This is a genomic window from Corynebacterium simulans (assembly GCF_001586215.1).
In the GTDB taxonomy this organism is placed as follows: Bacteria; Actinomycetota; Actinomycetes; order Mycobacteriales; family Mycobacteriaceae; genus Corynebacterium; species Corynebacterium simulans.
This window is the reverse complement of the sequence record NZ_CP014634.1, coordinates 185,745-207,455: the sequence shown is the minus strand read 5'-3', so window position 1 is coordinate 207,455 and position 21,711 is coordinate 185,745. Positions and strand designations below refer to the sequence as shown.

At 58.0% G+C, this 21,711-nt stretch carries 21 protein-coding genes and 3 tRNA genes; 16 read left to right on the top strand and 8 right to left on the bottom strand.

Annotated elements, in window-relative coordinates:
* The first annotated feature begins 39 nt into the window (after positions 1-39).
* From gltX to WM42_RS00965, 3 genes are all read left to right on the top strand, one after another.
* Positions 40-1,548: a glutamate--tRNA ligase gene (gene gltX, locus WM42_RS00975; RefSeq protein ID WP_062035183.1), complete on the top strand. Its 1,509-nt coding sequence runs from the start codon at positions 40-42 to the stop codon at positions 1,546-1,548.
* A 279-nt stretch (positions 1,549-1,827) separates the two neighbouring features.
* Positions 1,828-1,899, top strand: a tRNA-Gln gene (locus WM42_RS00970).
* Between the two features lie 35 nt (positions 1,900-1,934).
* Positions 1,935-2,007 (top strand) — tRNA-Glu (locus tag WM42_RS00965).
* Positions 2,008-2,424: 417 nt separating this feature from the next.
* Here WM42_RS00965 and WM42_RS00960 read toward each other — a convergent pair.
* From WM42_RS00960 to WM42_RS13545, 3 genes are all read right to left on the bottom strand, one after another.
* Positions 2,425-3,192, bottom strand: a complete 768-nt coding sequence (locus WM42_RS00960) for an ATP-binding protein (RefSeq protein WP_062034988.1) — start codon at positions 3,190-3,192, stop codon at positions 2,425-2,427.
* Between the two features lie 6 nt (positions 3,193-3,198).
* Complete coding sequence (locus WM42_RS00955; RefSeq protein ID WP_235591219.1) at positions 3,199-4,278, bottom strand: Mu transposase domain-containing protein; 1,080 nt, start codon at positions 4,276-4,278, stop codon at positions 3,199-3,201.
* 99 nt (positions 4,279-4,377) lie between these two features.
* A complete protein-coding gene (locus WM42_RS13545; RefSeq protein WP_235591277.1) occupies positions 4,378-4,809 on the bottom strand; it encodes a hypothetical protein in 432 nt (143 codons plus the stop codon).
* 475 nt (positions 4,810-5,284) lie between these two features.
* Between WM42_RS13545 and WM42_RS00950 the strand changes: the two genes are divergently transcribed.
* Positions 5,285-5,357 (top strand) — tRNA-Glu (locus WM42_RS00950).
* 106 nt (positions 5,358-5,463) lie between these two features.
* Here the strand turns inward: WM42_RS00950 and WM42_RS00945 are convergent.
* Together WM42_RS00945 and WM42_RS12820 are read right to left on the bottom strand one after the other, a co-directional pair.
* Positions 5,464-6,096: a hypothetical protein gene (locus WM42_RS00945; protein WP_062035181.1), complete on the bottom strand. Its 633-nt coding sequence runs from the start codon at positions 6,094-6,096 to the stop codon at positions 5,464-5,466.
* Positions 6,097-6,201: 105 nt separating this feature from the next.
* Positions 6,202-6,492 (bottom strand): hypothetical protein, encoded by a 291-nt coding sequence (locus tag WM42_RS12820; protein ID WP_082787599.1) that lies wholly within the window; start codon positions 6,490-6,492, stop codon positions 6,202-6,204.
* Between the two features lie 200 nt (positions 6,493-6,692).
* On the opposite strand from WM42_RS12820, the gene WM42_RS00935 reads away from it, so the two are divergent.
* Positions 6,693-7,496: a hypothetical protein gene (locus WM42_RS00935; protein WP_062035178.1), complete on the top strand. Its 804-nt coding sequence runs from the start codon at positions 6,693-6,695 to the stop codon at positions 7,494-7,496.
* Positions 7,497-7,601: 105 nt separating this feature from the next.
* Here the strand turns inward: WM42_RS00935 and WM42_RS00930 are convergent, their stop codons facing one another.
* Positions 7,602-8,285, bottom strand: coding sequence for an IclR family transcriptional regulator (locus tag WM42_RS00930; RefSeq protein WP_062035176.1), 684 nt, complete (start codon positions 8,283-8,285; stop codon positions 7,602-7,604).
* Between the two features lie 50 nt (positions 8,286-8,335).
* On the opposite strand from WM42_RS00930, the gene leuC reads away from it, so the two are divergent.
* The 3 genes from leuC (at position 8,336) to WM42_RS00915 (ending at position 11,427) form a co-directional block, all read left to right on the top strand.
* Complete coding sequence (gene leuC, locus WM42_RS00925) at positions 8,336-9,757, top strand: 3-isopropylmalate dehydratase large subunit (protein ID WP_062035174.1); 1,422 nt, start codon at positions 8,336-8,338, stop codon at positions 9,755-9,757.
* A 66-nt stretch (positions 9,758-9,823) separates the two neighbouring features.
* Entirely contained in the window at positions 9,824-10,414 is a 591-nt protein-coding gene (gene leuD, locus WM42_RS00920; RefSeq protein WP_062035172.1) for a 3-isopropylmalate dehydratase small subunit, read from the top strand.
* Positions 10,415-10,509: 95 nt separating this feature from the next.
* Positions 10,510-11,427, top strand: a complete 918-nt coding sequence (locus WM42_RS00915; protein WP_061922206.1) for a hypothetical protein — start codon at positions 10,510-10,512, stop codon at positions 11,425-11,427.
* A 60-nt stretch (positions 11,428-11,487) separates the two neighbouring features.
* Here WM42_RS00915 and WM42_RS00910 read toward each other — a convergent pair whose 3' ends face one another.
* The gene (locus WM42_RS00910) at positions 11,488-12,486 is read right to left on the bottom strand and encodes a bifunctional NUDIX hydrolase/histidine phosphatase family protein (RefSeq protein WP_062035170.1); all 999 of its coding nucleotides are present in this window, start codon (positions 12,484-12,486) and stop codon (positions 11,488-11,490) included.
* Between the two features lie 216 nt (positions 12,487-12,702).
* On the opposite strand from WM42_RS00910, the gene WM42_RS00905 reads away from it, so the two are divergent.
* Positions 12,703-13,701, top strand: coding sequence for an NAD(P)H-dependent glycerol-3-phosphate dehydrogenase (locus WM42_RS00905; RefSeq protein WP_062035168.1), 999 nt, complete (start codon positions 12,703-12,705; stop codon positions 13,699-13,701).
* 22 nt (positions 13,702-13,723) lie between these two features.
* Positions 13,724-14,791, top strand: a complete 1,068-nt coding sequence (locus WM42_RS00900; RefSeq protein WP_062035166.1) for a D-alanine--D-alanine ligase family protein — start codon at positions 13,724-13,726, stop codon at positions 14,789-14,791.
* 6 nt (positions 14,792-14,797) lie between these two features.
* Here the strand turns inward: WM42_RS00900 and WM42_RS00895 are convergent, their stop codons facing one another.
* The gene (locus WM42_RS00895) at positions 14,798-15,700 is read right to left on the bottom strand and encodes a DUF3515 domain-containing protein (protein ID WP_062035164.1); all 903 of its coding nucleotides are present in this window, start codon (positions 15,698-15,700) and stop codon (positions 14,798-14,800) included.
* Here WM42_RS00895 and WM42_RS00890 point away from each other — a divergent pair.
* The 6 genes from WM42_RS00890 to rsmD are packed head-to-tail and all read left to right on the top strand — an operon-like array spanning position 15,648 to position 21,707.
* Positions 15,648-16,718 (top strand): thiamine-phosphate kinase, encoded by a 1,071-nt coding sequence (locus WM42_RS00890; RefSeq protein ID WP_062035162.1) that lies wholly within the window; start codon positions 15,648-15,650, stop codon positions 16,716-16,718. The two genes, WM42_RS00895 and WM42_RS00890, sit on opposite strands and share 53 nt — an antisense overlap.
* 27 nt (positions 16,719-16,745) lie before the next feature.
* Entirely contained in the window at positions 16,746-17,423 is a 678-nt protein-coding gene (locus WM42_RS00885) for a uracil-DNA glycosylase (RefSeq protein ID WP_235591280.1), read from the top strand.
* Positions 17,424-17,433: 10 nt separating this feature from the next.
* Positions 17,434-18,780, top strand: coding sequence for a DAK2 domain-containing protein (locus WM42_RS00880; RefSeq protein ID WP_062035160.1), 1,347 nt, complete (start codon positions 17,434-17,436; stop codon positions 18,778-18,780).
* A 2-nt stretch (positions 18,781-18,782) separates the two neighbouring features.
* Positions 18,783-20,909: an ATP-dependent DNA helicase RecG gene (locus tag WM42_RS00875; protein WP_062035158.1), complete on the top strand. Its 2,127-nt coding sequence runs from the start codon at positions 18,783-18,785 to the stop codon at positions 20,907-20,909.
* Between the two features lie 10 nt (positions 20,910-20,919).
* Positions 20,920-21,135, top strand: a complete 216-nt coding sequence (locus tag WM42_RS00870; protein WP_061922230.1) for a biotin/lipoyl-containing protein — start codon at positions 20,920-20,922, stop codon at positions 21,133-21,135.
* Positions 21,132-21,707, top strand: coding sequence for a 16S rRNA (guanine(966)-N(2))-methyltransferase RsmD (gene rsmD, locus WM42_RS00865; RefSeq protein ID WP_062035156.1), 576 nt, complete (start codon positions 21,132-21,134; stop codon positions 21,705-21,707). The genes WM42_RS00870 and rsmD overlap by 4 nt, the downstream gene beginning before the upstream one ends.
* Positions 21,708-21,711 lie beyond the last annotated feature (4 nt).

The window sequence follows — 21,711 nt, the reverse complement described above, 5'->3', positions numbered from 1 at the left end:
AGTTGGGTGGTGGCACTGGCTTAAAGAGACTGCATTACCATGGTGGGCATGACTGAAACTACTTCTGACGTACGCGTACGTTTCTGCCCATCGCCCACCGGCACCCCGCACGTGGGCATGGTTCGTACTGCGCTTTTTAACTGGGCATACGCGCGCCATACTGGTGGCAAGCTGGTTTTCCGCATCGAAGACACCGACGCTGCACGTGACTCCGAAGAGTCCTACCAGGCCATCATTGACTCCCTAAAGTGGCTGGGCATGGACTGGGACGAGGGCGTTGTGACAGGTGGTCCGCACGAGCCTTACCGCCAGTCCCAGCGCATGGACATCTATGCCGATGTTCTGGAGAAGCTGAAGGAGGGTGGCTACGTCTACCCGGCTTATTCCACTGCCGAGGAGGTAGAAGAGCGCCACAAGGCGGCCGGCCGTGACCCAAAGTTGGGCTACGACAATTACGACCGCGATCTCACCGACGAGCAGATTGCGGCATTCGAGGCGGAAGGCCGCAAACCAGTGTGGCGCCTGCGCATGCCGGAGCAGGATTGGACCTGGAAGGACCTCGTTCGTGGTGAGTTGACCTTCAAGTCTGAGACCCAGCCGGACTACGTCGTTGCACGTTCCAACGGCGCACCGCTTTACACTTTGGTTAACCCGGTCGATGACGCGCTGATGGGTATCACGCACGTTCTGCGCGGTGAGGACCTTCTTTCCTCCACTCCGCGTCAGCTGGCGCTGTACGAGGCGCTGAAGGAACTCGGCATCGCTAAGCAGACCCCGGAATTTGGCCACCTGCCGTTCGTTATGGGCGAGGGAAACAAGAAGCTTTCTAAGCGCGACCCGCAGTCCAACCTCTTTAATCACCGCGACGCCGGCATCATTCCGGAGGGCATGCTCAACTACCTGTCCCTGCTGGGCTGGTCCCTGTCTGCGGATCAGGACATTTTCTCCGTGGACGAGCTCGTTGCGAACTTCGATGTGGAAGACGTTCTGGGTAACCCGGCTCGTTTTGACCAGAAGAAGCTGGAGGCTATCAACGCCGATCACATTCGCCTGCTGGAGCCCGAGGTCTTCGCGCAGCGTCTGCGTGATTACCTGACCGAGTACACCGATTTCCCGGCTGATTATGACGAGCAAAAGTTTGCCTTCGTGGCAGACCTGGTACAGACCCGCATCAAGATGCTTGGCGATGCCTATGGCCTCATGAGCTTCCTGGTTACTCCGGATGCCGAGCTGGAGCTCGACGAGAAGTCTGCAAAGAAGAACCTCAAGGAAGATGCGGTGCAGCCGCTGGAGGTCTCCATTGCTCGCTTGGAGGAGCTGGAGGAGTGGAAGACGGATGCCATTGAGACCGTACTGTCCAAGGCCCTCATTGAGGAGCTTGAGCTGAAGCCGCGCAAGGCCTACGGTGCTTTGCGCGTAGCTATCTCCGGCCAGCAGGTCTCCCCGCCACTGTTTGAGTCCATGGAGCTCCTGGGCAAGGAGTCCACCCTCAATCGCTTGCGTGCCGCTCTGGCTGTCACGCCGTTCCAGGCGCCCGCGCAGCAGTAGCGGCAAAGCTGTAGCTACTAGCTAAGCACTTCTCGTGGCCCCGTTCCCGCAATGAGTTGGGAGTGGGGCCGCGTCTGTTTGGGACAGTCGGAAGCGGCGGCTGGTGCAAAGCGCAACGTTGTAATTAGAACGCGCTAAAACGCACCTTTTAAAGTTCAAAAAGCTGCGATGACGTGGCGATTTGTGTGAAAACCGAAACGGTGGCTATAGTAATAAACCGTTGCAGCGAGCAACACCGCGGGGTTCGCCTCCAAGGTGGTTAACAGCTCAAAGCGATGATGGCCTATGGTGTAATTGGCAACACAACGGTTTCTGGTACCGTCATTCTAGGTTCGAGTCCTGGTAGGCCAGCAGTGATACTGCTTAAAGTCGTATCACAGTTCTATGCCCCGTTCGTCTAGCGGCCTAGGACGCCGGCCTCTCACGCCGGTAACACGGGTTCAAATCCCGTACGGGGTACAAATTAAAAATCTCGAAACACTTTCGTTAAAGATTGTGTTTCGAGATTTTTCTTATGTTGGCGGCGCGGACCGGTCCTTGTTTACCCCATACCAGCGCGCTAAATCTCGAGCACTTCTTGTCTTAGGCTTAAGTACCAGGGGAGGGACCACTGGGAAGTTCTCCAAAGTGCTTCCGCGGCTGATATTCGGTGCCTAGACTGCAGATATAAGCAGTTACCGGATGAAAGGAGAGTAGATGGCGGATATTGAAACGCATCATTTTCACCGACGCTACTCTAACGCCTTCGACTAGGTGCTGAGAGCGGCTTGTTGGTAGGGGTGTTGCGGAACGGTGGTAGGGCTGGATTCCGACTAGGTGGTAGGGCCGGGCCGCTGGCCCTGTTGGGGCCAGCGGCCGGGCTTCTAATCCGATCGACTACTCGTTGGCGCCATATGTGGCGCTTGCCAGGTGTTGGCGCATGTCGTAGTCGCCGAGTTCGATGCGCTGTCCGGCATTGAGTCTGCTGACCAGTGAGTCCGCGCCGATGGGGTCGGGTAGTTTCTTCACCCAGTAGGCGGCGGTTGTCTGGGAGACGATGATGGTCGGCAGTCTGCCGTCGCGGTCGAATATGATCTTGGTTAGGTCTTCTTGTCCGCGCTGGTTGATTCCTATGGTCAGGAAATCATCGAGGATGAGTACATCAATGTTTTGTAGCTTGCGCATTTTAGCTACATAGCGTTCATCTGCTGGCAGGAAGGCCCCTAATTCATCGACGAGCTGATCCAGCCGGTAGTACGCGACACTGTATTCAGCCTGGCAAGCAGCAATACCGATAGCGCAGGCGATGTAGGTTTTACCCGCACCGGTGGGCGCTAGGACGTGCACATTGGAAGGTTCGTCGCGCCAGGGTGTTGCGGCTAGTCGTTTGAGCTGGCGTAGATTCAACCCTCGTTCATCTGGGTTGATCAGCTCGGCGAGTGTTGCTCCCGGATAGCGGAATTTCGCCTGGGTGATGGCTTTTGCGATGTTGGTTTGCCGGCGCTTGGCCGCGGTTTCTTCCACGGCTTTGAGGAAGATTTCCTCCGGTAGAGCGGTGTTGGCGTCATCGGCGGCGACTAGGTCGAAAAAGATATCAGCGAAGGTGGAAAGACGCAGTTTACGCAGTGTAGCTCGGATGTCATCGTCAAGGTTGATGGTGGTCATGATGGTCTAGGCCTCCTTCTTCGGGATGTCGTAGTGGCTGGCTGGGCGCAGGAATACTGCATCAGGGATTGCGGTGATATCCACAATGCGCGACTGGGCGTGATCGGCCTGGACGGCTGGCGTTTGGTTGAGGGTGTGACCGTTGCGGGCGATGTCGGCCTGAATCCGCGCGATGACCTGCATGTTGGGTGCCAGGCTATGGTCAATGACTTGCTGGCAGGCAGGCTCAAGCGTGGTCTTGTTGTGCTTGTTGCCCAGCTTGACGAGCACGTTGCGGGCAGTGTGTAGCCCGCGGGGTACGGCTTTGGCGTTGCGTTCCAAAATTGAGGAGACGACCTTGGCCGTTGCCGGCCCAAATGATGATGCTCGAGCAAGCAGCTCGTCACGGGTAAGAGGTTTGACCCCGGCAATGTCCTTATCCGGGGTATGGGCTGGGTCAGTGCAATAGCGGTACTTGAACCCGTGCATACGTGAGTGCTCTGCGACTAGGTCGTCGCCGTCGAAGATGCTCACCAGGCTGTTGGTCAGCCGTGCCCGCAGGGTTTTGCCGATGTATTGGAACGGCACTGAGTAGTACTGGTAGTCGCAGCAGATGTGCCAGTTACGGTCGACTTTGACGTTTCGCCAGGACACTTCCGTAAACGGGGTATCTGGTAAGTCACGCATCATGGGCGCTTCATCAGCATCAAACAACTCTTTACGGGTTATCCCATCGGGCCTAGGCATATTCATGTTGATGTCGTCGACGCGCTGGGCGATAGCCTCATTGAGTTCATCAAGACTGTAGAAGGTGATCCCATCGAAGTAGCCGAGGATGCGCGAGTAGACGAGTTGGACGGCGCGTTCCACAGCGGCCTTATCCCGAGGTTTTCCAGGTCGGGCCGGTACGAGCAGGATGTCGTAGTAGTCGGCGAAGTCCGCGTAGCGTTGTTGAATGCGCCGGCCGGGCTTGTTCTTCACCGGCCGATAAGTCGCGGTCGGTGCGTTGTCAGGAACGATGATGCCAGGGCATTTACCGAGGTAGTCTAAGGCTTTCACATGGCAGGAAATCCAGTTGTCCATCTTCTCGTTAGCTGTTGCTGTCACAAACAACAGTGAAGAATAGGGGCAGATGGCCACGAATAAGCTGGCTTTCATGCCGACTTCACCGATGGCCTTGTCAATGATGGAAACCTTGTCGCCGGCTCAGTCGACATAGAGTTCCTGGCCTGGCTCGTGTTCGATAATCGAGGTCATTCCAGTGGTGCGGATGTGGGTGCGCAGGCGTTCGCAAAACTGGGAGTACTGATACTTCGACTCGCCTTCACCGACAGGTGCAGCAACGTAGTCCAGCCAGAGCTTGTGGCGGGTCAAGTGCTTGTTATTGGCTAGTCGCTTGGCGAGCTTTTCGAAGTCTGGCTGGTCGTAGCGCTTGCGACGGGCCCCGCGATGGTCGCTGAAGTGCTCGTCGAAGAATGATGGATCCAGCTGAGCAAACGACTCCTTGGTGATGCTCAGGTCCGCAATCAGTGTCTTGGTTTTGGCAATATCCCGGTTGGAACATCCCAACGCCGCAGAGATGGCAGCATAGCTTCCCCCGTCCAAACACATCGCCATGATGTCTTTGAAGTTGGCCATGAAAGGCCCTCCTTAAGGTCATGAAAGGTGATGACGCGCCGGCACAAGTTGTGCCAACGCCACCTATACAATGACCGAAAACAGAGAGCCCTACCATCTATCCGGAAAACCCCGACCAACTACGCGGATTGCCCCTACCAACTACGCCGAAACGGCAACTAGGCAGCATCGCTAGAATCCATAACTTCCTTTTAAACCAACTCTCGTAGAAGTAGGAGCCTAAATCGAATGCTGTTAGACGTTAAGCGTCATCCCGAACCCGAGTTGGCACGCTAAATTTCCAGGCTCTGTCTATCAACAGATTGCAAGCGGAATAACCACTGATTCGATCCGCGCCCAGCCTAAGAGAAAGCAAGCTGCTAACCACGCAAGAAAAGCGCCAAAGGGTTCGGGATTTTCTATTGCTAGCAGGCGATTTGTTTAATTGTTTACGCATCGTTTACTCTTATCAAGTCCGCAACGGACAGCTAAACGAGCCCCGTTCGTCTAGCGGCCTAGGACGCCGGCCTCTCACGCCGGTAACACGGGTTCAAATCCCGTACGGGGTACAAATAGAAAATCTCGAAACACTTTCCAGGTGGTTAGTGTTTCGAGATTTTTGCTTATGGTTTAAAACTCGCGCGTACCAATCGTTGGTGCTTTTGGCTCAACGCCCTAGACGATGAAAATCGTGGCGTTGTTGCCGCCCTTGCAAGTGATCAGCGCGTTTTCGGCCACGTTACAGCTCATCTGATAAGTCTTGCCGGTTACTGGGCTAGCAACGTTTAAGGAACCGGGGATATACCCGCGCAGGTCCTCTGCAGGGCTTGGGGTGGCATTGATAAGCGCGCTTGTGGTTTCCTTGGCAAAGTCGCAGCTGGTGTTTGGGCCCGCCATGAGGAAGTTGATGTGGTAACCGTCACCCATCATGCACAGCTCGGATGGAGTGCCGTTAACCGTCACCTTCGTTCCTGGAGCGTCTCCTGCCTGTACGCCGAGGGAGTCGATGAGATTCTGGCGTGCGTTTTGGTCGGTGACGTGGTTGTTGGCGTCTTCCTGGCCACCACCTTGCGGGGTTGCCTGCTGCGCCACTGTTTGTGGTGCGTTGGGGTCCAGCGTGGGCTGCGGGGCATCGGGGACGGAAGCGCCGTTGGTTTGCTGAAGGGCCTTTAACTCTTCAAAGCTGTTGTTGAAGCTTGGCTCAGCCGGGGTGGGGTGATCGCTCGGGGCGGGGCTGCAAGCCGCAGTAAACCCGCCGGCGAGTGCGATGGTGGCGAGCGTTAGCGGAAGGCGTCGTGAAGCAAACATGCCCTAAGCCTAACGCGGATCGTGTGGCGTATGTTCGAAAAGATTAAAACCGTCACCTCTAAGAAAGAGGTGACGGTTGAGGTAACGGTTATAGTTCGCTACCGATTAGTGGTCATCCCAGTGGCCTTCGTGGGCGGCGTGGCGGTGGCCATCGTGCAGGTAGTCAACATGGTCGCCGTGGGGAACCGCAACGTGGCCGCAGCCCTCACCGTGCTGGTGGTCGTGGTCCGCATGCTCGTGATGTTCAGTGCTCTCGCACTCGTCCCAGTGGCCTTCGTGCTCACGGTGGATGTGGCCATCGTGGAGGTAGTCGGTGTGGTCGCCGTGTGGGAATGCGACGTGGCCGCAGCCCTCGCCGTGGGTGTGTGCGTGGTCTTCGTGGATGGTGTGTGCCATGGTTTCTACTCCTTGTGGGTCGTGCGGTTGCTCCGCGTTTTCAATCTGTTTCCATTAAACAATGTTTTCATTTCGATTTCAATAAGGCGGCCAAAGTTTTTCAAAACTTTTTCTTTAGTGACGCGCGGGGTGTGGGTGAGGTATGAAAAACGCTCTCGGCACGCTATGTTAAGGAAGTGGCGCAAGGGAGGAAGGGATCTATGCGACTAATAAAGGGTTTTGCTGCCGTTGCCGGCGCAACGCTTGCCCTGCTGGGCGGCCAGGCCGTGGCCCATGCCAATCCGGGGGTTGGTGTGAAGCAAGGGCAAGTAATTCTTACTGCCGAAGGCACTGCTTGCACTGTTGGATACGTGGAAGGTTCGCGTGCTTGGACCTCCGCGCACTGTGGTCTTTCGGGGCAGCAGGTCTACAACGAGTATGGCCAGCACCTGGGTACCCTGCGGTGGTTTAAACCTTCCGGTGCAGCAGAACATGACTTGGCCTATGTGCAGTTTGCGGCCGGCACCTACAGCGAAGGTAATCCGCTCAGTGGCGACGGCATCAATCCGGTTCCGCGTGCCGGCGAGCAGGTCTGTGTAACCGGTCGTCTCAGCGGCAATGATTGCGCGCAGGCGATCGACGGCCCGAAGGACTTCGACGGCATGCACTACGCCACGAACCTGCCCAAGGTAAACGGTGACAGCGGCTCTGGCGTGTTCATGCCGGGCCGTTCGGGCGTCGTTGGAATCTACCAGGGCGGAACCGTGGTCAGCCGCAACGGCAAGCAGGCCTCCTTTGCAAACTATGCGCGCATGCCTTATGCCAACGAGTTGGCTGGCCTGCCGCACCAAGGCTTCGTGCCGCGCCGCCCCAACATCGCACCGCCGCGCAACATCGTAGAGGTGCCGGGGGTTGAGCTCCGCAAGGCGGGTGATCAAGCTGAAGGGCTGGCAACCACCAGTAGCGAGGGCTTTGGTATCGATGCGATCCGCGGCATTGCAAATAACTACGGAATCATTATCTAGGCAACCGGGTGTAGGCGGCTGAGGTAGAAAGCCTGCCCTTTAAAAGAAATAAGCCGTCACCTTTTCTGAGGTGGCGGCTTATTCGAAGTTTTATAGATTCATGTCTTATAGGCGGGCAGTGAGTTTCTGCGCGGCGTCGGCAAGCAGCGGGGCGTACTTCTCGGAGGGGGAAGGGCGGAAGCGCTCGGCGGAACCGGACACGGAAATTACCGCGACGAGTGTGCCGGACGGGTCGAAGACTGGTGCAGAGATGGAGGCAAGACCTGCTTCGCGCTCTTCGATGGATTCGGAGTAACCGTTGCTGCGGGCCCTTTCGACGTCCTCGACACTGAAGGTCGCGTTTTCGATATCGATATCTTCGAAGGCGGCGAAGATGCGGGCGGCCGAGCCGGAAGTAAGAGGGAGCTGGCGGCCAACGGGAACCACGTTGTGCAGGCCGGACTCGGGCTCACGGGTGGCAATGCAGGTACGAGAATTGCCCGAGAGCTGATAGAGCTGCACGGATTCGCCAGTGTCTGCGAGCAGCTTGTCCATGATGGGGCCGGCTGCTTCGATGAGATGATCCCGATTGCCCGGGAGTGCGGGCCCGGCGCCCCATTTGCCATCCGGGGTGCGAGTCAAGATGCGGTGAGCCTCAAGCGCGGTGGCGAGGCGGTGCGTGGTTGCCCTAGGCAGGCCGGTGGTTTCACAGAGTTCGTTGAGGTTGGACGGACGGTTGGCGGCTGCCATCATGATGGCGACGGCGCGATCTAAAACCTTGATTCCGGATATTTCGCTATACTCTCCCATATAATGAAATTTACGTTCCAATTCATGAGATTTCAAGCGGAGTGATGAATATGTCGGAAAAACTGACTTTGGCTGAGAAAGTCTGGCGTGATCACGTAGTCCAAAAGGGAAGCGATGGCGCACCAGATCTCATCTATATCGACTTTCAACTCCTCCACGAAGTTACCAGCCCGCAGGCCTTCGATGGGCTGCGTTTGTCTGGCCGTCCTTTTCGCCACCCAGAGCTGCACCTGGCAACGGAGGACCATAACGTTCCAACCCGCGGGATTGCCACGGGAAATCTGCTGGAGATTAAGGACGAGGTCTCACGTACACAGGTCAAGACCCTCCGAGAAAATTGCGAAGAGTTTGGGGTGCGGCTGCATTCGATGGGCGAGGAGCAGCAGGGAATCGTCCACACCGTGGGCCCGCAACTTGGAATTACGCAGCCGGGTATGACAATCGTCTGTGGCGACTCGCATACCTCGACGCACGGTGCTTTTGGATCCATCGCCATGGGCATCGGTACCTCCGAGGTTGAGCACGTTATGGCAACGCAGACGCTTTCTTTAAAGCCATTCAAAACCATGGCTGTAGAGGTAAACGGCGACCTGCCGGAAGGCGTGAGCGCGAAGGACCTGATTTTGGCCATCATTGCCAAGATTGGTACCGGCGGCGGCCAAGGCTACATCATTGAATATCGCGGCGAGGCGATTCGCAACATGTCGATGGAAGCGCGGATGACCATCTGCAATATGTCTATCGAGGCGGGCGCGCGTGCGGGAATGGTCGCTCCGGACGAGACCACATTTGAGTATGTGCGTGGCCGCGAGTTTGCCCCGAAGGGCAGGGACTGGGAAGCCGCCGTGGCCTATTGGAAGACCCTTCCTACCGATGAGGGCGCGCATTTTGATGCGGTCGTGGAAATCGATGCTTCCGAGCTGTCTCCATTTGTCACCTGGGGCACCAACCCGGGCCAAGGCTTGCCATTGAGTGCAAATGTGCCAGACCCAGAGGATATTGGTGATGAGAACCTTAAGGCCGCGGCGCAAAAGGCTCTGGCCTATATGGATCTTGAGCCCGGCACGCCGCTGCGAGACATCAAGATCGATACCGTCTTCTTGGGCTCGTGCACGAATGCGCGAATCGAGGATTTGCGCGCGGCCGCCGCGGTGGTTAAAGGAAAACGCATTTATCCCGAGACAAACATGCTCGTGGTGCCTTCCTCTGCCTTGGTCAAGGCCCAAGCTGAAAAAGAAGGCCTCGACACGATTTTCAAGGACTTTGGCGCGCAGTGGCGTACGGCGGGCTGCTCCATGTGCCTGGGCATGAATCCGGATCAGCTAAAGCCGGGGCAGCGTTCTGCTTCGACCTCAAACCGCAACTTCGAAGGCCGGCAGGGCCCAGGCGGGCGCACCCACCTGGTTTCTCCCGCCGTGGCCGCGGCGACTGCGATCTTAGGGCACCTGGCCAGCCCAGCAGACCTTAGCTAGGCCAATCTACCCGTTTCTAGATTCGGTACCAACATCAAACCCTATTAAGCAAAGAAGGCAACCACCATGGAGAAATTTTCTACCCATACCGGCATCGGCGTGCCGCTGCGCGCTTCCAATGTCGATACTGATCAAATTATTCCGGCCCGCTACCTAAAGTCCGTCAAGCGCACGGGCTTTGCCGAGGGACTTTTTTCAAATTGGCGCGCGGATGAAAACTTCGTGCTTAACCGTGAGCCTTTCTGCAACGGCTCGGTGCTTTTCGCAGGCCCCGACTTCGGTACCGGTTCATCGCGTGAGCATGCGGTGTGGGCGCTGCGGGAATTCGGTTTCAAGGCAGTATTTTCCTCGCGCTTTGCGGATATCTTCCGCGGCAACTCCGGCAAGGCGGGGCTGCTCACTGGCATCATGGCGCAGGAAGACATTGAGCTGATATGGAAGCAGCTGGAACAAAACGAGACTTCGGTGACGGTGGACCTGGCGGCGCGACGCTTAAGCGTTGGCGGCAATCAGTATTCCTTCGAGATTGATGACTACACGCGCTGGCGCCTCATGGAGGGACTCGATGACGTAGGGCTGACGCTGCGCAACGAAGACGCGATCACAGACTACGAAGACCGGCGTCCAACTTTTAAACCTTCTGTTGCTTCTTTTTGATAATTGCCAGTCACTTACCCCTGTTGCGTTAACAATCGGTAACAGGACTGATTTTTCTCTAGAAACCTTGCACGCGTCAGAATAGTCTGTGAGTCGTGACTCAAGAATTTGGAAACAATAACGGTTTTAACGCTAACGGTAACTACCCGAACGCTAACCAGAACGACCCGAACAATCCCTTCGGGCAGTCTGGCCAACCTGTTCAGGGCGGACAGCCTAATCCGGGCCTGCCTCCATATGGCGAGTACGGCGAGTACGGCGCACAGGGCGGCGCGGGTTATGCCGGTGCTGGCAACGCCCCTAATGGCAACCAGATGACTGGTCAGTTGCAGGGGCCGCCGCCAAGGTTAGATGCCGGCGACGCCATCGGACAGGGGTTTAAGGGCTTCTTCCGCAATCCTGGACCGTGGATTTTGGCACCGCTTGCGCACTTTGTCATCATGTTTCTGCTCGCGGGGGTAATAGTAGCAATCGTCGCGGGGCTAGCACCGAGCACTTCCGATCCTTCCGAAGCTGGAAATATTTTGGCACCGATTGGGGGCGTTTTCTGCGTAGTCTTCATGTTGTTCTATTGCTTTTGGATGACAGCAAACGTCTACAGAGCCGCCGCGAAAGAGACGGACGGCCAACGCGCGAGCTTTGGAGACTTCTTTAAAAGCGGAAATACCTTTGGCTTAATGGGTCACTACATCGTGGTCCAAATCATCGTGTATGTGGGCCTTATCCTGCTTATCATTCCGGGTTTGCTTGCCAGCTTCTTCCTCTCCTTCGTTCCATATATCAAGGCGGATAACCCAGAGATGAGTCTCGGCGAAACTTTCCGCACCTCCTTCAATCTGACCAAGAATAACGTTGGCCAGTCTCTCCTGTGCCTCATTGTGGGCGGATTGCTCGTTAGCCTCTTGGCCTGCATTCCAATCGTCGGGCTCTCGTTCGCCCTCGGCATCCAGGCATTCATGATGATGATTTTCTACAGGCAAGCCACTGGCCGCCCGGTTCACCGTTGGGTATAAAACGGCGAAAACCTAAAGAACTCGGATTCCTAAAATAGGATCCGAGTTCAATACGTTTTGCTAGCGAACTGGCAGCGCGCTAGCGAGGTAGTCAGCGCCGGTGAGCACGCCGTTGTTGAAGGAGAGCACCCACACCGAGCCCTTCTTGAAGCGAAGGTCTTCGAAGTCGGTCTTGAGGAACTGTGGCTTTAGGCTTTCGAGAATGCCGGGGATGGTTTCACCTTGGCTGACGATGACCGGCACGCCGCCCTTCGCCACCACCCGTTGGAAGGCTTGCTCGGCAGCTGCGGGAGACTTTTGCCAGCCCTCGTCCCCGAAGTCCTTGTTGACAGCAATGTCGAGCCCGAGTTCGTCGGCAAGCGGCGCTGCGGTTTGCTGGCAGCGCTGTGGGCTCGCCGAGTAGATGGCGGTGGGGTGGTAGGGCGAAAGCATCGGAACGAGCATTTCTGCTTGGCGACGCCCCTTTTTATCCAACGGGCGCAGATTATCGTCACCCTCCCAGTTGCGACGCTGATGGGCGCGTGCATGGCGCACATAGAGAACGCGGGTGGTGGGAGCCAAGCGCAGACGCTTCTTGGCCTTAGCTAAAACGTCAGTATCGACGTCGTAGGTAAGCAGCTCGCAGGCCTCATCGATGGGCAGCCAGCGCAGCTCATCGGTCTCGCTATTGTCTTCGAAGCTGCCTTTAAGGTACTGGGCCAACCAGTAGTAGACCACCTTCGTGCGGCCTTGGACTGGATAGGTGACCTTGCCGATGAGCTTGCCAAGCTTGACATCATAGCCGGTCTCTTCAAGGATCTCGCGCGCCGCAGTGGTGGGCAGGGACTCACCTGGATCGACCTTGCCCTTAGGCAAAGACCAATCGTCGTAGTGGGGGCGGTGGATTACCGCTACCTCGGGATCCTGGGGATTGCCACGCCACAACACGGCGCCGGCTGCCAAGGTGGTGCGCTTGAATTCCTTGGCGGGATTGGTAGGAATTTCCTGATGACGGCCCGAGATGAAGACCTCAGACTTTGCGTCTTTGTCCGTCTCATGCATGTTTTTTGCCTTGGGCATTTCGCTCCTTAACAGATGGCTGCGCAGCTTATTCTTAACTATCTTGCGCTTTTTGAGCGCGCTTTGCATCCGCACGCGCCGGTTCTTCGCGCTCGGTTGGCTGAATATTACTTCACTTACCCCCAGTTGGCCCGCAGGCTGAAAAAGCTTGTCTTTTGTGCGGGCCGGTTGGGCTAATCTAGGTATGTTGCACGAGATACGCAAAGGGGAGAGCTAATGCAAAAGGTTGCAGTAATGGGCGCGGGTTCTTGGGGAACCACCTTGGCGAAAGTCTTCGCTGATGCGGGAAGCGAGGTCCACTTGTGGGCGCGCCGCCCCGAGCTGGCTGAGGCTATTAATACGACGCATATCAACCCTGATTACTTGCCGGGCCTCGAGCTGCCCTCGGGCCTTATTGCGACGTCGGATGCCGCAGCGGCGCTCGACGGTTCCGCCATCGTGATTTTCGGTGTGCCCTCGCAGACCTTGCGCAGCAACTTGGAAAAGTGGGCGCCCTTGCTGCCTGCTGATTCCACCTTGGTGTCCATCTCGAAAGGCGTGGAGGCAGCAACTCTAAAGCGCATGAGCGAGGTCATCGCTGATGCAACTGGTGTCGATGAATCGCGCATCGCAGTACTTTCCGGCCCGAACCTGGCTAAAGAGGTAGCGGAGGAGCAGCCGGCGGCCACCGTCATCGCGTGCACCGACGAGGAGCGCGCGAAGGCTGTCCAGCATGCAGCGGCCGCACCGTATCTGCGCCCATATACCAACACCGATGTCATTGGTGCCGAGATCGGTGGTGCCTGCAAGAACGTCATCGCCCTCGCCTGCGGCATGGCCTCTGGTCGTGGCTTGGGCAATAACACTCTGGCCACCATCATCACTCGCGGTCTTGCGGAGATCACTCGCCTTGGCGTGGCTTTGGGTGCTGACCCGTTTACTTTCTCTGGACTTGCTGGCATGGGTGACCTCGTGGCCACCTGTAGCTCGACCCTCTCTCGTAACCGCACCTTTGGCTACCGCTTGGGCCAGGGCGGCACGCTGGAAGAAGCCAAGGCTGCAACGAATGGCCAAGTGGCAGAAGGCGTTATCTCCTCGGATTCTATTTTCCGGTTGGCTCAGCAGGTGGGCGTCGAGATGCCTATTACCCAAGCGGTCTACGGAGTTTGCCACCGCGGCGTCGACGTCGAAGACATGATCGTCGCGTTGATGGGGCGTTCAAAGAAGTCGGAATAGTGCGAGGGTAAAGTTTGCCGTTATGAGCGAAAAGATCCGTGTAGCCGTTGTATATGGCGGTCGTAGTTCCGAGCATTCTGTCTCTTGTATTTCCGCAGGCGCGATCATGAATCACCTTGACCCTGCGAAGTACGAGGTGGTGCCTATCGGAATTACTAAGCAAGGCCAGTGGACGCCGGGAACCACCGAAGGCCTAGAAATCATCGATGGCGTTATGCCGGAGGTGACCTTGGGCGATGAATTGGCGTTGTCCCTAAACCCAGCCACCAAGGGCCGTTTCCACAACGTCACTCAGCACAACCACTATGCGCAAGTCGATGTCATCATCCCGGTTCTGCACGGACCATATGGCGAAGACGGCACTGTCCAGGGGCTGTTTGAGCTTTCCGATATTCCTTATGTGGGCACCGGCGTTCTGGCTTCTTCGGCCGGAATGGACAAGGAATTTACCAAAAAGCTGCTCAAGGCAGAGGGCCTGCCGGTAGCGCCCGAGGTGGTGCTCAAGGAGCGCACCGCGTTGACCGAGGAAGAAAAGCAGGAACTGGGTTTGCCGGTCTTTGTAAAACCTGCACGTGGTGGTTCTTCCATCGGCGTTTCCAAGGTCAGGGATTGGGCGGATTTCCCGCACGCAGCCGAGGTGGCCTTCGAAAGCGATGGCAAGGTGCTCGTCGAGCCTGAGATCGTGGGCGCTGAGGTAGAAATCGGCGTGCTGGAGTACGCGGATGGTTCCATCATTGCTTCGGTTCCGGCACAGCTCAATGGCATTGAGGAGGCTGACGAAGGCTTCTATGGCTTCGATGCCAAGTACATCGATGAAGGCGTCAGTGCACAGATTCCGGCCCCGCTGGCGGAAGACCTAACCAAGACTTTGCGAGAGACCGCCATCGCGGCTTTCCGCGCACTGGGCTGTGAGGGCATTAGCCGCGTGGACTTTTTCATCACCGAAGATGCTTTCTACATCAACGAGATCAACACCTTCCCGGGCTTTACCCCGATCTCCATGTATCCACAGGTATTTGCCGCCACCGGCGTCGATTACGCAGCGCTTCTCGACGCCCTGGTAGACAACGCTCTCGCTCGCGCGAAATAACCTTCGCTACTGGCCAGGGGTGTGCTTGGCCAAAGTGTCGCTCATGCGCACCAGCGCAGAGTTGGCAACGTCTTGGGGCGCGAACAAGGCTAAGTCGTTCGCGCGGCCCAAGGCGAACCAGGTTCCGCCGGTAGTTCCCTCGGCCAAGGTGGTGTCTTCGAACCAAGGCACATCGTTTACTTGCTGGAGCTGTACGCCCGGTTTGTAGTTTTCGGGTTCGCCGACGCCGCAGCGCACCACGATGTCTTCGCGGCCTTCCGCGCTCCAGACGTAGGTGTTTTTGTCCTCGATGTCGCTGCGGCGGGTGTAGCCATCCGCGATGTGCTCCGGCAGCGCCTTTTCCAAAGGGGTACACATTTTATCCGGGCCGTCGGCAAGCTTTAAAAGCGGTGCCGGGCGGGGCTCGTGGTGCTCCTTGCGCAGCGGCTCGAGCGTCTTTTCCAAACCGGTGGGACGCTCGTCGTTGAAGGTGGTCACTGCTACCACAGGGCTGCGATCGGTGTTGTACCACGTGGTGAGGTTGGAGCCTGGGGTCATGTCTTTGACCTTGAGCCAGGCATCGCCGTCGATGTCCTCGGTCTGGGAGTAGGCGGTGTACTGATACGGCAGGTTGGCGCCGCAGCGCAAGCTGACCGACTCGGAGGAAAGTTTTGCCCACGCAGCGGCGCCCGCCGGAACCGGCTCGGCGATTTCGGCCCGGGGCTGGCCCATGAACTCCTCGGGCGCTGCGGCGACGACGGCCTTACACTCCGCGGAGTTAGCGTCGTCTGATTGAATGGGGGACAGCGCAACTGGGGCTTTGGCCGTGTTTTCGAAGTAGAACTTCGCGCCAAAAATAACCGCGAATACCATCGCAATGGATAGTCCAAGTGAGATAAATACGGCGGTGCGGTTAAATTGGTTGGTCATAAGCGTTCATCCTAACGCGTTAAGTAGTGTCAGTATTAACCTCCCTTTGAGAAAGGCCATCGTGCATTTGTCGCATACCCTTGGGCAAGCCGGCGAGCAACATGTCATCGGTGAAATCGTAGCCGCGGCGCCCAGCGCGCTAAACGGTGATGATGCCGCCGTCATGTTCCCGGATCCGCCGAACTCACGCACGGTGGCTTGCACCGACATGATGGTGGAGGGCAGGCATTTCCGCCGTGACTGGTCCACTCCGATGGAGGTGGGCCAGAAAGCGATTCTGCGCAACTTTGCCGATATCGAGGCGATGGGCGCGCGTCCCACTGCAGCGTTGCTCGCGATTGCGGCGCCTGCGGAGACCCACGTGTCCTTCGTGCGCGGTATTGCGGAGGGCATCGCCCAGCGTTGCGCCCTTTATAACGCAGAGCTGGTCGGTGGTGACCTCACGCGCGGTTCACAGCTGGTTATCACCGTTACCGCAATTGGCACGTTGGGCGGAAGCCAACCCCCATTGACCCTGGGTGGGGCACGAGCGGGACAGAAGCTGGTCAGCCACGGAAAGATTGGTTACTCCGCGGCGGGGCTTGCATTGCTGCAGGAATATGGGCGCGACCTACCGCCCGAGCTTTCGGAGCTATGGCCGCTTATCGACGCCCACTGCAATCCCTCGCTCAAACCAGGCCGCGGCGTAATCGCCCGCGCCACGGGGGCTACCGCCATGACGGATAACTCGGATGGCCTCGTGCCAGATATCGCGGGCGTGGCAAAGCGCTCCAACGTGCACATCGACTTGCATTCCACCGCCATCGCTCCTGACGCTTTGCTCACTGAAGCCGGCGTGGTTTTGGGCGTTGACCCATGGGAATGGGTGCTCACTGGCGGCGAGGACCATACCTTGGTGGCTACCACCAACAAGGAAGCGCCATCGGGGTTCCGCGTCATCGGCACCGTCAACCGCGGCACTGGGCTGACCGTGGATGGTAAGAAGCCGGGGTATGACGCTGGCTGGCAGAGCTTTTAAAGCAGCGAGGAATTTTCAGGGGAGGAAATGATGACTGCGCCGTACTCGCAACTTTTTGATACGTCGGTAATCGATAGCTCGTGGTTGCCGGTCTTGGTGCCGGTACTAGAAGAGCACCTGCCGGCCATTGAGCAGCAATTGCAGCAGCTGCCGGAAGATGGATTCCTGCCAGCGGCCGAAAATGTCTTTGCTGCCTTTCGCGTGCCTTTGCCCCAAGTACGCGTGCTCATCGTGGGGCAGGACCCTTATCCCACGCCAGGACACGCGGTAGGTAGGTCTTTTGCCACGGCACCTGGGGTTAAACCACCGCGTTCCTTGCACAACATCTACAAAGAGTTAAGCGAGGACGTAGGCGTCGCCCCGCGCGAAGACGGTGACTTGAGCGCTTGGGAGTCCCAGGGAGTCATGCTTTTAAATCGCGTGCTCACGGTGGCACCGGGTGAGGCAGGCTCGCATCGTAAGCTCGGCTGGCAGGCCATCACGGAGGCTGCAATCCGGGCGCTCAACCGGCAGCCGATGGTGGCCATCTTATGGGGCAATGATGCCAAGGCCTGCGCGAAGTTCTTGCCGGACGTGCCGATTATCAATTCGGCGCATCCTTCGCCTCTTTCCGCACGCCGAGGATTCTTTGGCTCACGGCCGTTTTCGCGCGCTAATGAGCTTTTGCGCGACCAGGGCGCGCCGGATGTCGACTGGCACTTGTAAACTATTCGGCATGTCATATCCGAGTTCGTTAGATGCCCGTGGTCTTCATAACTGGGCGATCCGAACTGTTGGTGAACTTTCCCACCGACGCGCTGAAATCAATGCGCTTAACGTATTCCCGGTTCCAGATTCCGATACCGGCTCCAACATGGCCCACACCATGGAGGCTGCACTCGAGCAGGTGGAAAAGGGAGGCGACGTAGCCGAGGCACTTGCTATCGGTTCCGTGCGCGGCGCCCGTGGCAACTCCGGCATGGTGTTATCCCAGGTGCTGCGCGGCATCGCGGATACCACGGTTGATTCCCGCGTGGATGGCCAGACTTTTGCGTCTGCTTTGAGCCTCGCAGTGCAGCTGGTGGAACGCGCCATTGCGCGTCCGGTGGAGGGCACGGTCATTTCGGTCTTGCGTGCGGCGGCAGCTGCGGCTTCCGCGTCTGCTGAGCAGCCTGGCAAGCAATTCCACGACATTGTGGTCGAAACCATCACTGCCGCCCGCACTGCATTGTCCAAGACCCCTTCGCAGCTTGCTGTACTGCGAGAGGCCGGTGTGGTCGATGCTGGCGGTACCGGGTTCGTCATCCTGCTTGAGGCCTTGCTGGCTGAGATCGAGGGCGGCGCAGTGCGCGAGGCCGAACACGAAGACGAGGTTGAGGCCGAGCTCGAGGTGGTCTTCTTCTTCGAAGGGGATCTGGACGCACTTGGTGAAAAGATAGGTGAGCATGGCAATAGCCTCGTCATTGCCCGCGCCACTGAGAACTCCGGCTCGGTACACATTCATACCCGTGAGGCCGGCCCTGTCATCGAGATGGCCTTCGGCTCCGGCGTGGTAAGCAACCTGCGCTTGGAAGTACTGCCGGAGGCAGCAGACGAACCCGTAGTGGATGAGTCATCACGGCGCATCTTTGCGGTAGCGCCGGCAGGCCCGGTCGCAGCACTTTTTGAAACCGTAGGCGCCAAGATTGTTCGCCCAGGCGAGCAAGTCACGGTTTCGCAGCCGCAGGATATTTACCTGCCCAACGGGTTTGAGGGCGATGCCGGGGAGGCCCGCGTGGTGCCCACTGAGTCTTTGGTTGCAGGCCTGGCGGCAATCTCCGTCTATGAGCCGGATAATCCTGACACCGATTCCATGGTTTCTGTTATGGGGGATGCCGCGCGTTCCATGCGCGTGGATAAACCTGCGCATGAAGACGTTGACTCTATCTTGGTCAAAAGCCGTGAAATGTTGGCTGCCGGGGGAGAGCAAGTCACCGTCCTCACCAGCCTTAAGCTGGATGATGATTACCTGTCTGAGGCACTCGAGGTGGAGGTCGTTGCCATCCATGTTGAGGGCATCAAGACTGAGATCGGAGTGGAGTAAGCATGCTGGGATGGCGGGACGAGCGGGAGTTGAAAGAGATCTTGCCGGCCAAAGACGCCACCAAAATCAAAAAGGCATTTGGGTACACCACCTGCGGCGAGCTGCTCAGCCACTATCCGCGTGACTACATCCGCCACAACAAAGAGGTAGGCCTGGGCGGTGCCAACGAAGGCGATTATGTCACCGTCACCGGCCAGGTGGTGCGTCTGCAGCAGCGGAACACAGCCAAGAGGTTCTTGCTCACTTTGGCGATGGACAATGGGATTACCGCCACCTTCTTCAACGCGCACTATCTCACCCGCGTGCTGCGCCAAGGCATGCGTTTGATGCTAAGCGGCAAGCTGAAGTTCTACCGCGGGCAGCCGCAGCTCCAACATCCTGACTTCGTGGTTATCGATGCAGGCGGTGCAGGCAGCGCGAGCAACGCGCTTTACGACGCAGCGCCTTCCGGAGGCAGCGGCGGCAAGGTTACGGCTACAGGCTCGCTGCGTAACCTCTCGCAGTTCGGGCAACTGGAATCTTTGCTTGAGCGCGAGTGGATTCCTATTTATCCCGCCAGCGGCAAGGTGACCTCGTGGTACATCATGGGCGCTATCCACATGGTGCTGGAGAATACTCCGACGATCCCCGAGCCGCTGGACTACCGGATGATGGTGGAACTTGACCAAGCTATCCGTGAAGTCCACGAGCCCACAGCGGCTGGCCCGGAAAGAGCTATTCAGCGTTTGAAGTACAACGAGGCTTTGTCCATTGGCCTCGTCATGGCCCTGCGCCAACGCGACTTCAAGGCGCGTACCGCCGTGGCGATGCCTTCCATCTTGGACGGCTACCGTGATGGGCTGCTGAGCAACCTACCCTTCGAACTAACGGCAGGGCAGCGTAAGGTCATTGCGGAAATCGACGAAGACCTCTGCGGCACACTGCCCATGATGCGCCTGCTGCAGGGCGAGGTTGGTTCCGGCAAGACCATGGTGGCTACGTGTGCGATGTTGCAGGCGGTCGATGCAGGCAAACAGGCGGCACTGCTCGCACCGACTGAGGTGCTGGCGGCGCAGCACGGGGCGTCGATTAGCGCGAGCGTGCCCGATGGCGTCAAGGTCGCCGTCCTGACCGGTTCCCAGCGCTCTGCGGAAAAGCGCCAGGCACTGCTGGACATTGTCTCCGGCGAGGCCGACATCGTCATCGGCACGCACGCCATTATCCAGGACTCTGTAGAGTTCTTCGACCTAGGTCTCGTGGTAGTAGACGAGCAGCATCGCTTTGGCGTGGAGCAGCGCGATAGCCTGCGCTCGAAAACTCGAGAGGGCACGAGCCCACACATGCTGGTCATGACGGCAACGCCGATTCCGCGCACCATCGCCATGACTGTCTTCGGTGACTTGGCGGTATCTACCCTGCGCGAGCTGCCTGGCGGGCGCAAGCCCATCCAGTCCAGCGTGGTTCCGGAATGGGCACCAGCCTGGGTGCAGCGTGCTTTAGCGCGCATCCGTGAGGAGGTGCAGGCTGGCCACCAGGCCTATATCGTCTGCCCGCGCATCGAGGGAGAAGGTGGCGTACTCGAGGTGGCGTCCCAACTCCAGGCCGGACCGCTACGTGACCTTAAACTCGACGTTCTGCATGGTCGCATGAACGATAAAGATGAGGTCATGTCGCGCTTTGCGCGGGGTGAAACAGATGTGTTGGTCTCTACGACCGTCATCGAGGTCGGCGTTGACGTGCCCAATGCCACGGTGATGCTCATTCGCGAGTCCGAGAACTTTGGTGTCTCGCAGCTGCATCAGCTGCGGGGCCGCGTCGGCCGCGGCGGCAATGCTTCCATCTGCCTGTTCCATACCACCGCGGCGGAAAACACGGGCTCTTTTAAACGCATCATGCAGATTGCGGACACCACCTCAGGCTTCGAGTTGGCGGAGATTGACCTGCAACAGCGCCACGAGGGAGACATCCTGGGCACCCTGCAATCGGGAACCCAGCGCTCGCTGCGCCTGCTGGACTTGGCCCATGACCGCGACATCATTGAGCGCACGCACGATGATGCGTACCGTTTAGTGCAGCGCAACCCAGAATTGGCGGTGGAATTAACCCGGAACATGACCGAGAGCGAGCAGGAATACCTAGAAAAGAACTAATCTAGAGCCCATGAACATTTGCGCACCTTTTGCCGGCACTGTGCGTTTTCACGTGAGCGTGGGCCAAGAGGTCTCTGCGGGAGATGCCATCGCTACCGTGGAGGCCACCAAACTAGAAGCTCCCGTCGTAGTCCCGGGACGTGGAGTGGTGGATAAGTTGTGTACTGAAGACTTTGCCGCAGTCTATGGCGGTGACGTACTAGCGATTATTGGGGAGGCACGATGACCAGAATTATCGCCGGAGAAGCCCGCGGGCGCAGCATCAAGGTGCCAGAGTCCGGCACGCGCCCTACCGCGGACCGCGCACGCGAGGGCCTCTTTTCTTCGTTGAATGTGCGCTGGGGTTTTGCTGATAGCCGCGTGCTGGATTTGTTTGCCGGCTCTGGTGCCTTGGGACTGGAGGCAGCTAGCCGCGGCGCGGAGGAAGTCGTTCTGGTGGAATCCAACCCGGCGGCAGTGAAGGTGATCAAGCACAACGTGGGCGTCGTCAAGCACCCGCGCGTGGACGTACGCGAGATGAAGGCCTCCACCTACCTGGCCACCGCACCGCGCGGTTACTTTGACATGGTGTTGGCAGACCCACCTTATGCTTTCAACGATGTACAGGGCCTGCTGGACGCCATTGAGCCCGTGCTTGATGATGCAGCGATTGTCGTCATCGAGCGTCACGTAGATAGCCCAGAACCGCAGTGGCCCGAAGGCTTTGAGCCCACCGGCCAGAAGCTCAAGAAGCGCACATTTGGTATAGCGCGCTTTGATATGGCCATCTACCACCGTCCGGATGCAAGCGGGGAGTAAAGGA

Excerpts from the sequence above, each read along its gene's own strand:
- WM42_RS00895 (WP_062035164.1), bottom strand. The coding sequence starts at position 15,700 with ATGACCAACCAATTTAACCGCACCGCCGTATTTATCTCACTTGGACTA.
- WM42_RS00905 (WP_062035168.1), top strand. The coding sequence starts at position 12,703 with ATGCAAAAGGTTGCAGTAATGGGCGCGGGTTCTTGGGGAACCACCTTG.
- WM42_RS00930 (WP_062035176.1), bottom strand. The coding sequence starts at position 8,285 with ATGGGAGAGTATAGCGAAATATCCGGAATCAAGGTTTTAGATCGCGCC.
- WM42_RS00935 (WP_062035178.1), top strand. The coding sequence starts at position 6,693 with ATGCGACTAATAAAGGGTTTTGCTGCCGTTGCCGGCGCAACGCTTGCC.
- WM42_RS12820 (WP_082787599.1), bottom strand. The coding sequence starts at position 6,492 with ATGGCACACACCATCCACGAAGACCACGCACACACCCACGGCGAGGGC.
- WM42_RS00890 (WP_062035162.1), top strand. The coding sequence starts at position 15,648 with ATGGATAGTCCAAGTGAGATAAATACGGCGGTGCGGTTAAATTGGTTG.
- rsmD (WP_062035156.1), top strand. The coding sequence starts at position 21,132 with ATGACCAGAATTATCGCCGGAGAAGCCCGCGGGCGCAGCATCAAGGTG.
- WM42_RS00945 (WP_062035181.1), bottom strand. The coding sequence starts at position 6,096 with ATGTTTGCTTCACGACGCCTTCCGCTAACGCTCGCCACCATCGCACTC.
- WM42_RS00900 (WP_062035166.1), top strand. The coding sequence starts at position 13,724 with ATGAGCGAAAAGATCCGTGTAGCCGTTGTATATGGCGGTCGTAGTTCC.
- WM42_RS13545 (WP_235591277.1), bottom strand. The coding sequence starts at position 4,809 with ATGGCCAACTTCAAAGACATCATGGCGATGTGTTTGGACGGGGGAAGC.
- WM42_RS00875 (WP_062035158.1), top strand. The coding sequence starts at position 18,783 with ATGCTGGGATGGCGGGACGAGCGGGAGTTGAAAGAGATCTTGCCGGCC.
- leuD (WP_062035172.1), top strand. The coding sequence starts at position 9,824 with ATGGAGAAATTTTCTACCCATACCGGCATCGGCGTGCCGCTGCGCGCT.
- gltX (WP_062035183.1), top strand. The coding sequence starts at position 40 with ATGGTGGGCATGACTGAAACTACTTCTGACGTACGCGTACGTTTCTGC.
- WM42_RS00870 (WP_061922230.1), top strand. The coding sequence starts at position 20,920 with ATGAACATTTGCGCACCTTTTGCCGGCACTGTGCGTTTTCACGTGAGC.
- WM42_RS00885 (WP_235591280.1), top strand. The coding sequence starts at position 16,746 with ATGATGACTGCGCCGTACTCGCAACTTTTTGATACGTCGGTAATCGAT.
- WM42_RS00880 (WP_062035160.1), top strand. The coding sequence starts at position 17,434 with ATGTCATATCCGAGTTCGTTAGATGCCCGTGGTCTTCATAACTGGGCG.
- WM42_RS00910 (WP_062035170.1), bottom strand. The coding sequence starts at position 12,486 with ATGCCCAAGGCAAAAAACATGCATGAGACGGACAAAGACGCAAAGTCT.
- WM42_RS00960 (WP_062034988.1), bottom strand. The coding sequence starts at position 3,192 with ATGACCACCATCAACCTTGACGATGACATCCGAGCTACACTGCGTAAA.
- leuC (WP_062035174.1), top strand. The coding sequence starts at position 8,336 with ATGTCGGAAAAACTGACTTTGGCTGAGAAAGTCTGGCGTGATCACGTA.